Below are 6,706 nucleotides of genomic sequence, written 5' to 3' on the forward strand. Positions count from 1 at the left end.
AGATATATTTCCGGGGGGAGAGGATATTATGAAAAAAGTGGTGCTCGCCTACTCGGGCGGACTCGACACTTCGGTGGCCATAAAGTGGCTCAAGGAGAATTACAACTGCGAGGTGGTGGCCCTCTGTGCAGACCTGGGAGAGGGCAAGGACCTGAAGTTTATAAAAAATAAGGCCGAGAGCATTGGAGCAGTGAAATGTTATGTAGTGGACGCAAAGGATGAGTTTATAAAGAATTACGCCTTTCCGGCCCTAAAGGCCAATGCCCTTTACGAAGGGGTTTACCCACTGAGCGCAGCTCTTTCCAGGCCGCTCATTTCGAAGCTTCTGGTAGACGTGGCGAGGCGTGAGGGGGCCTTTGCGGTGGCCCACGGTTGTACCGGCAAGGGCAACGACCAGGTCAGGTTTGACGCGTCGGTGGCGGCGCTGGGGCCGGACCTGAAGGTGATCGCTCCGGTAAGGGAATGGCCCATGTCCAGGGAAGAGGAAATAGAGTACGCTGTGAATAACGGTATCCCGGTGCCTGTCGGTAAGGAAAACCCGTTCAGCATAGACCAGAATCTCTGGGGAAGGAGTATAGAATGCGGTGTCCTGGAAGACCCGTGGGTGGAGCCGCCGGAAGAGGCCTTCGAGTGGACCGTGTCGCCGGAAAAAGCCCCGGATGAGCCCACTTACGTTGAGATAACCTTCGAAAAGGGCGTGCCCGTAGCTCTGGACGGAAAAGAAACGACTCCGGCGGAACTGGCGCAGGAGCTGAATAAGATCGCCGGCAGAAACGGTTTCGGGCGGATAGACCACGTGGAAAACCGCCTTGTGGGGATAAAATCCAGGGAAGTTTACGAATGTCCCGCATCGCTGTTACTCATAAACGCCCACCGGCAGCTGGAAGGCCTGACCCTTCCGGGGGAGGTCCTGCACTTCAAATACGGTGTCGAACAGAAATACGCCGAACTGGCATACAACGGCCTCTGGTATTCGCCGCTGAAGGAGGCTCTGGATGCTTTTATTGATGAAACCCAGAAGGTCGTCAGCGGCACGGTTAAAGTAAAGCTTTTGAAAGGCAGCGCCATGGTGGTGGGCAGGAAATCGGCCCATTCGCTGTACGACGTCAAGCTCGCCACCTACGCTGAAGGGGATCTTTTTGACCACAAAGCGGCCGTTGGGTTTATAACCCTGTGGGGACTGCCCACAAAGGTTTACGCCCAGGTGAATAAGAAAACGAACCTCGAACCGGAGGGAGAGTTATGAGTAAAAAACTCTGGGGCGGAAGGTTTGAGAAGGAAACCGACGATCTGGTGGAAAAATTCACCGCCTCGATAGAATTCGATAAGAAACTTTACGAACAGGACATAACGGGCAGTATGGCCCACGCCAGGATGCTGGCCCGAGCCGGAATAATCCCAAAGGAAGAAGCCGCCCAGATCATAAAGGGGCTCCTGGAGATTAAGCTGGAGATAGAACGGGGCGAGTTTCCGTTCACCTGCGAACTGGAAGATATACACATGCACGTGGAAAGCCGGCTCTTTGAGAAAATAGGCCCGGTAGCCGGCATGCTTCATACTGCCCGCAGCCGCAACGACCAGGTGGCTCTGGATCTACACCTTTACGTGAAGGAGAAGATCGCCGAAGTCGTCGACAAAATCGAGGAGCTTATGAAAGTACTCTGGAAACTGGCTGCGGAAAACCGGGATGCGGTCATGCCCGGTTACACCCATCTCCAGAGGGCGCAGCCGGTGACCCTTTCCCGGTACTTCAAAGCCTATTATTACATGCTCCGGAGGGATAAGGAACGCTTTTCGGCAGCAATGAAAGGCGCCGACATAATGCCCCTGGGGGCCTGTGCCCTGGCCGGTACCACGCTCCCCATAGACAGGCAATACACCAGGGAACTTCTGGGGTTTTCCCGAATTTACGAGAATACCATAGACGCCGTCAGCGACAGGGATTTCGTTATCGAATTCATATCCTGCTCGGCCATGCTGATGGTCCACCTTTCCAGGATGGTCGAAGAGTTCATCCTGTGGAGCACCTCCGAATTCGACTTCATAGAGCTGGACGACGCCTTCGCCACCGGCAGCAGCATAATGCCGCAGAAGAAAAACCCCGACGTGCTGGAGCTAATCCGGGGCAAGGCGGGGCGGGTTTTCGGCAACCTGATGTCGGTCCTGACCGTTATGAAGGGTCTGCCGCTTGCCTACAACAGGGATATGCAGGAGGACAAAGAGCCGCTCTTCGACACGGCGGACACGGTGACAGCCTGCCTTTCGGTGCTGCCGGGGCTTCTTTCAACAATGAAGATCAAGAAGGAAAACATGAAGAAAGCCGTAGAAGACAGCTTCGCCGACGCCACCTATTACGCCGAATACCTGGTGAAAAAGGGCATGCCCTTTCGCACGGCTCACGAAGTAGTGGGGAAGATGGTGTCCTACTGCATCAAGAAGAATAAGAAATTGAGGGATTTGAGCCTCCCGGAATTCAAGAACTTTTCCGAGCTCTTCGAGGAAGATGCGCTGAACCTTTCCCGCTATCCGGAGGAAGTGAAAAATAAAAAGGCTTTATAGAATATTAGCCTCACCGCAAGGTGAGCTAAAACTTTTTATGCACCATTGAGGAAGTGTTTTTAGCACATTACCCGCAATCTTTAAAAAAATTTTATCTTCGGAGAACTTTTTGCATCCACTTTCGTTAATGAAAATGACATTGTTATTTCCGTAATATTGATATATTTAATACAAATAGATAAAATTAAAGTATTCAAAACCGAAGTTGCAATAACGGGTTTTTCTTGCACCATAAAATAAGGAGGCAGTATGACTTTATGATGTTGTTCTAGGAATTGGCTTGCTAGCCATTTTCCTTTTAGTTGGTTAATGAACAGAACAAAAATAACGGGAGTTGATGAAATGGTGTTTAAAAACAAATGGTATATTTTGAGTGCAGTTTTGTCATTGACCGTTATTTTTACTGCTATAATGTATGCGAATATTAATGGGTGGTATTCGGGGGGGCAAAAAACTGCAAACGGGGAAGTAATCGCCAGAATAGATGGCAAAGAGATTACCGAAAAGGATTTTGAAATGGCGCTGTGGGTCGAAGAACAAAAATATGAGTTTCAATTGAAAAAATACGAGCGCGAAAAACAGCATGCTGACGAGAATGTTCTTATACCGCTTCCCCAAAGAGCAAGTCCGGAGCAGGTACTTGATAGATTGATAGATAACGAGGTTTTATATCAGGAAGCCAAATCCCAGGGCTTGGAAGTCTCATATGAGGAAGCTAAAAATTATATGGAACAGGTAAGAAAAACAACAAACGATATAATGGAAGGGGAAATACAAGTTGCCGACAGAGAGGAATTTATGGAAAGTCAAAAACTTATAAAACAATCTATCGAGAAAATGGGAATCAGCGAAGACGAATATTGGAACCGGGTTGTTCAAGCATATCAAAAGTCTCTAGCCATAAGCAGATTAAAGGCAAAAGTACTATCCTCGATGCCGGAAGAAGTAAGAAAAGATCCGGAGAAGGTTCGCTTATATTTCGAACAATATGCAAAGGATTTAAGGAGAAAACACAAAGTTGAAATACTCAAAAAGGATTTTTGAAAGCCCTAATCAAATGAAAAATAGATTTTATGATTATTTATACCGGAGGTAAACTATGAAAAAGTTTGTTTTGAGAGTAATTATTTTTTCTTTTTTTATTTTGTTACTTGGTGGTTGTAAAGGCCCTCCTTCAAACCAGGTTGTACCTAGAGAAGGTGTAAATGTTGGAGAAGAAATAAAAAAGCTTGAAAATAAAATTTTAGAATTGGAAGAAGAGCTGCGTTCTAAGGAAATAGATATTAATTACCTCAAGGAAGAGAGATTATTATAGGGAATTTATCGATTCTGTATTGGAAAAACTGAGTGAAGATGAATTAAAAGAAATTGTACAAAAGGAATGGTGGTACACGTTATCAATAGAATATAGTGAAAAGGATAAAAATGACGTTAGCATTACTTTCCCCAAAAATGGCAGGATAATGTTAGACAAGTCAGACTTTACATTAGTACTTTGTGAACATACTGTGTCGTTTCCTATAGTGGATAATGCTAAAAAATATAAGAAAATATGTGATCAGGTTCAGCTGCCGAATTTAACCGACCAAATAAAAATAAAGAACTACGATAATTATGAGATAGCTGCGGGTTCAGGTACGGTAGTTGACTCGATAGCCTATGAATTTAGCAACGTGCCCAAGGGCACAGAAATAAAAGTCGAAATTTCGGACAAATTGCGGCAGAAGCTTGGAATGGAAAGTAAAGTTTTGGTAATATTAATTAAATAACTTATATAATTTTGTCAAAAAGGGAATTTGATGGGGAATGGGATAAAGGCCCGGCCTGATATATCTTTCGAATTCGGTATGTATAAAGAATAAATTATTTCGTTCAAAAAAAATAGATTCTACAGGCTTGTAGCAAATATTAGAACTAGAGGTAGCTAATGGTATACCATAGAGGGACGTTAGGGGAATTGCTCCCTGAAGTAAATATACTTGGAGAGGAAGGCAAAAATGAGAACACTCCTGATTTATCTCCTGGCTGCTTTTTTAATGCTTTCGGGGTGCGGTACGGCGGAAAATAAAAACGCAAAAGTTGCAAAAGATTATCTTAAAAGCATGGGTTATAAAATCGTTTCGTATGAAGGAACCGCCGGAGAATACGTGCTGACAAAAGAAAAATTAACCCAAATGCCCTACATGCAGTACTGGGGTTTGCAAAGGGAAGACCCCGGCAAATATATCGGTAAAACCATTACCGTTGAAAAGTTCATAGTGAAAAACCATCCGTTGGACAACTGGGAATCCAGCAGCAAATTTGACCCCGTGAAATCTAAAGGGAAGACCATAATGTGGGTTTTCCTGGCGGATAATCGCGTTGTTGGAGGGATTTCGTACCCTGTGGTTGACAAGATGTTGTACGGTAGTGTTTGGTCTATCGACGGTAAGACTTTAGAAGAAGTCCATTCTATAAGCTATTCCGAATGGTTGGAGCAATGGATGTCTAGATTCAGGTAGATTTAATTCCCGATGTAGGCTGGTTGGTTAAACTAAAGGGCCGGAGGTATTGATGTCCCCCGGCCGGATGGGAATCAGCTCGGTCATTATGACTGGACTGAAACAGCTAATATCCGAGCAGTGTGAGCATGAAACCCAGTACTATGAAAAATGCAATAATAATCATTAGAAAAGCATCGTATTTTCTTTTTAGTAGAGAGACTAACCCAAAATATAAAATTATCAATAATAAGATGGAAAAAATTATATAATTTACCTTTACCCCGAAAATTCCTGTAAGCCAGTGATATATTTTCTTTGGTATTATGAATTTGGGTTTAATATTTATCTCTATAAATTCTATTATTTTATCATTGACTTGGTCGTTCATATGCAGAACAAACCTCATTTTACCCGTTTTCTTTTTTCAATGCCTTATTGAAATAAGAATTCATCATACCCAGTAATATTCCAAAAAATGCCGTATATATCCAGGCAAATCCTTCTCTGGCAAAAGGTAAGTAATATATAACATCATATATTTTATTTAAGTTTAATCCGGCTGCCGATAAACCATCAACAACACTTATCAGCAGCGTGAAAATGGTTGCATAAGCATAGGAACGATTATTTTTAATAAACGAATCAAAGGTATTCATCAGAATTAAAACTATAACCACCGGATATACCGATACAAGAATCGGGACCGAGAATTTGATAATCTTTTCTACTCCAAACGCACCAATAAAAGCACTAAAAATGGATATAATCACCACCATGCTCTTATAGCCAATCCTGTTTTTTGTCAAACGGCTGAAATATTCGGCCGAAGTTGCCGTTAAACCCACCGATGTAGTCAAGCATGCAAGAGAGACTGCAAGCCCGAGAGCGATTTTGCCAAAATTCCCGAGTTCCTTTTCCACTATAGAAATTATTAATGCCGTTTTCCCTATTTCTCCCGTAAAGAGCGTCGAAGCAGTAGCCCCGAGGTACATAAGCCCGCCGTATACAAAAAGTAATCCAAGGGCAGCTATTAATCCGGAAATAATCGTTAAGTTGATCTTTTCCCCTACCCTATCATATCCCCTTTCTCTTAATGCCTTTATTATGATTCCTGCAAAAACCGTAGAAGCAAGGGCGTCCATCGTCTGATATCCTTCGGAAAAGGCTTTGCCAAAAGGATTTGATATATTAGAAGTAGTAAATTCGCCTATCGGATCTATTATTCCTTTAATTATAATTACCGCAAGCATTACAAGCAGAAATGGAGTCAATAATTTACCTATATAGTCTATTACCTTGGATTGGTTTATAGTAAAATATATATTTATGGTTAATTGTAAAATTAAATGCGACAGTAAAAAAAGTTGAACCATAGCATGAAACCCGATATGATGTTGGTTGACAAAAAACTAACACATATGGAGGGTTCAGCTATGGTTCTTACTAAAGAGTATACCACATCACCACCCACTTTTAAACACCTTACACCCTACGAAAGAGGTAAAATTTGTGCCCTGCTCAAAGAAGGTTTCTCACCAACTCAAATCGCTAAAAAACTCGGCCGTCATCGCAGTACTATTTACCGCGAAATCAAGCGTGGTACAACGACTCAACTTCGCACAGATCTAACTACATACAGCACTTACTTCCCGGAAACCGGTCAG

General features: G+C 43.3%; 8 protein-coding genes. 7 read left to right on the top strand and 1 reads right to left on the bottom strand.

All coding sequences use genetic code 11. The annotated features are described in order from the left end of the window. The first annotated feature begins 28 nt into the window (after positions 1 to 28). From LZ11_RS10110 to LZ11_RS10135, 6 genes are all read left to right on the top strand, one after another. The gene (locus LZ11_RS10110) at positions 29 to 1,246 is read left to right on the top strand and encodes an argininosuccinate synthase (RefSeq protein WP_148867763.1); all 1,218 of its coding nucleotides are present in this window, start codon (positions 29 to 31) and stop codon (positions 1,244 to 1,246) included. Next, a complete protein-coding gene (gene argH, locus LZ11_RS10115) occupies positions 1,243 to 2,559 on the top strand; it encodes an argininosuccinate lyase (RefSeq protein ID WP_148867764.1) in 1,317 nt (438 codons plus the stop codon). The genes LZ11_RS10110 and argH overlap by 4 nt, the downstream gene beginning before the upstream one ends. Before the next feature lie 342 nt (positions 2,560 to 2,901). Further along, entirely contained in the window at positions 2,902 to 3,603 is a 702-nt protein-coding gene (locus tag LZ11_RS10120) for a SurA N-terminal domain-containing protein (protein ID WP_170240357.1), read from the top strand. Positions 3,604 to 3,658: 55 nt separating this feature from the next. Then, the gene (locus LZ11_RS10125; RefSeq protein WP_148867766.1) at positions 3,659 to 3,874 is read left to right on the top strand and encodes a hypothetical protein; all 216 of its coding nucleotides are present in this window, start codon (positions 3,659 to 3,661) and stop codon (positions 3,872 to 3,874) included. A 19-nt stretch (positions 3,875 to 3,893) separates the two neighbouring features. Continuing rightward, the gene (locus tag LZ11_RS10130) at positions 3,894 to 4,328 is read left to right on the top strand and encodes a hypothetical protein (RefSeq protein ID WP_148867767.1); all 435 of its coding nucleotides are present in this window, start codon (positions 3,894 to 3,896) and stop codon (positions 4,326 to 4,328) included. 228 nt (positions 4,329 to 4,556) lie between these two features. Further along, positions 4,557 to 5,060, top strand: a complete 504-nt coding sequence (locus tag LZ11_RS10135; RefSeq protein WP_148867768.1) for a hypothetical protein — start codon at positions 4,557 to 4,559, stop codon at positions 5,058 to 5,060. Between the two features lie 389 nt (positions 5,061 to 5,449). On the opposite strand, the gene LZ11_RS10140 is transcribed toward LZ11_RS10135, so the two are convergent. Then, entirely contained in the window at positions 5,450 to 6,415 is a 966-nt protein-coding gene (locus tag LZ11_RS10140; protein ID WP_246110796.1) for a branched-chain amino acid transport system II carrier protein, read from the bottom strand. Positions 6,416 to 6,475: 60 nt separating this feature from the next. Here LZ11_RS10140 and LZ11_RS10145 point away from each other — a divergent pair. Next, a partial coding sequence (locus LZ11_RS10145; protein ID WP_148867769.1) for a helix-turn-helix domain-containing protein occupies positions 6,476 to 6,706 on the top strand: 231 nt, incomplete at its 3' end.

This window comes from Thermosediminibacter litoriperuensis, assembly GCF_008124715.1.
Classification (GTDB): Bacteria; Bacillota; Thermosediminibacteria; order Thermosediminibacterales; family Thermosediminibacteraceae; genus Thermosediminibacter; species Thermosediminibacter litoriperuensis.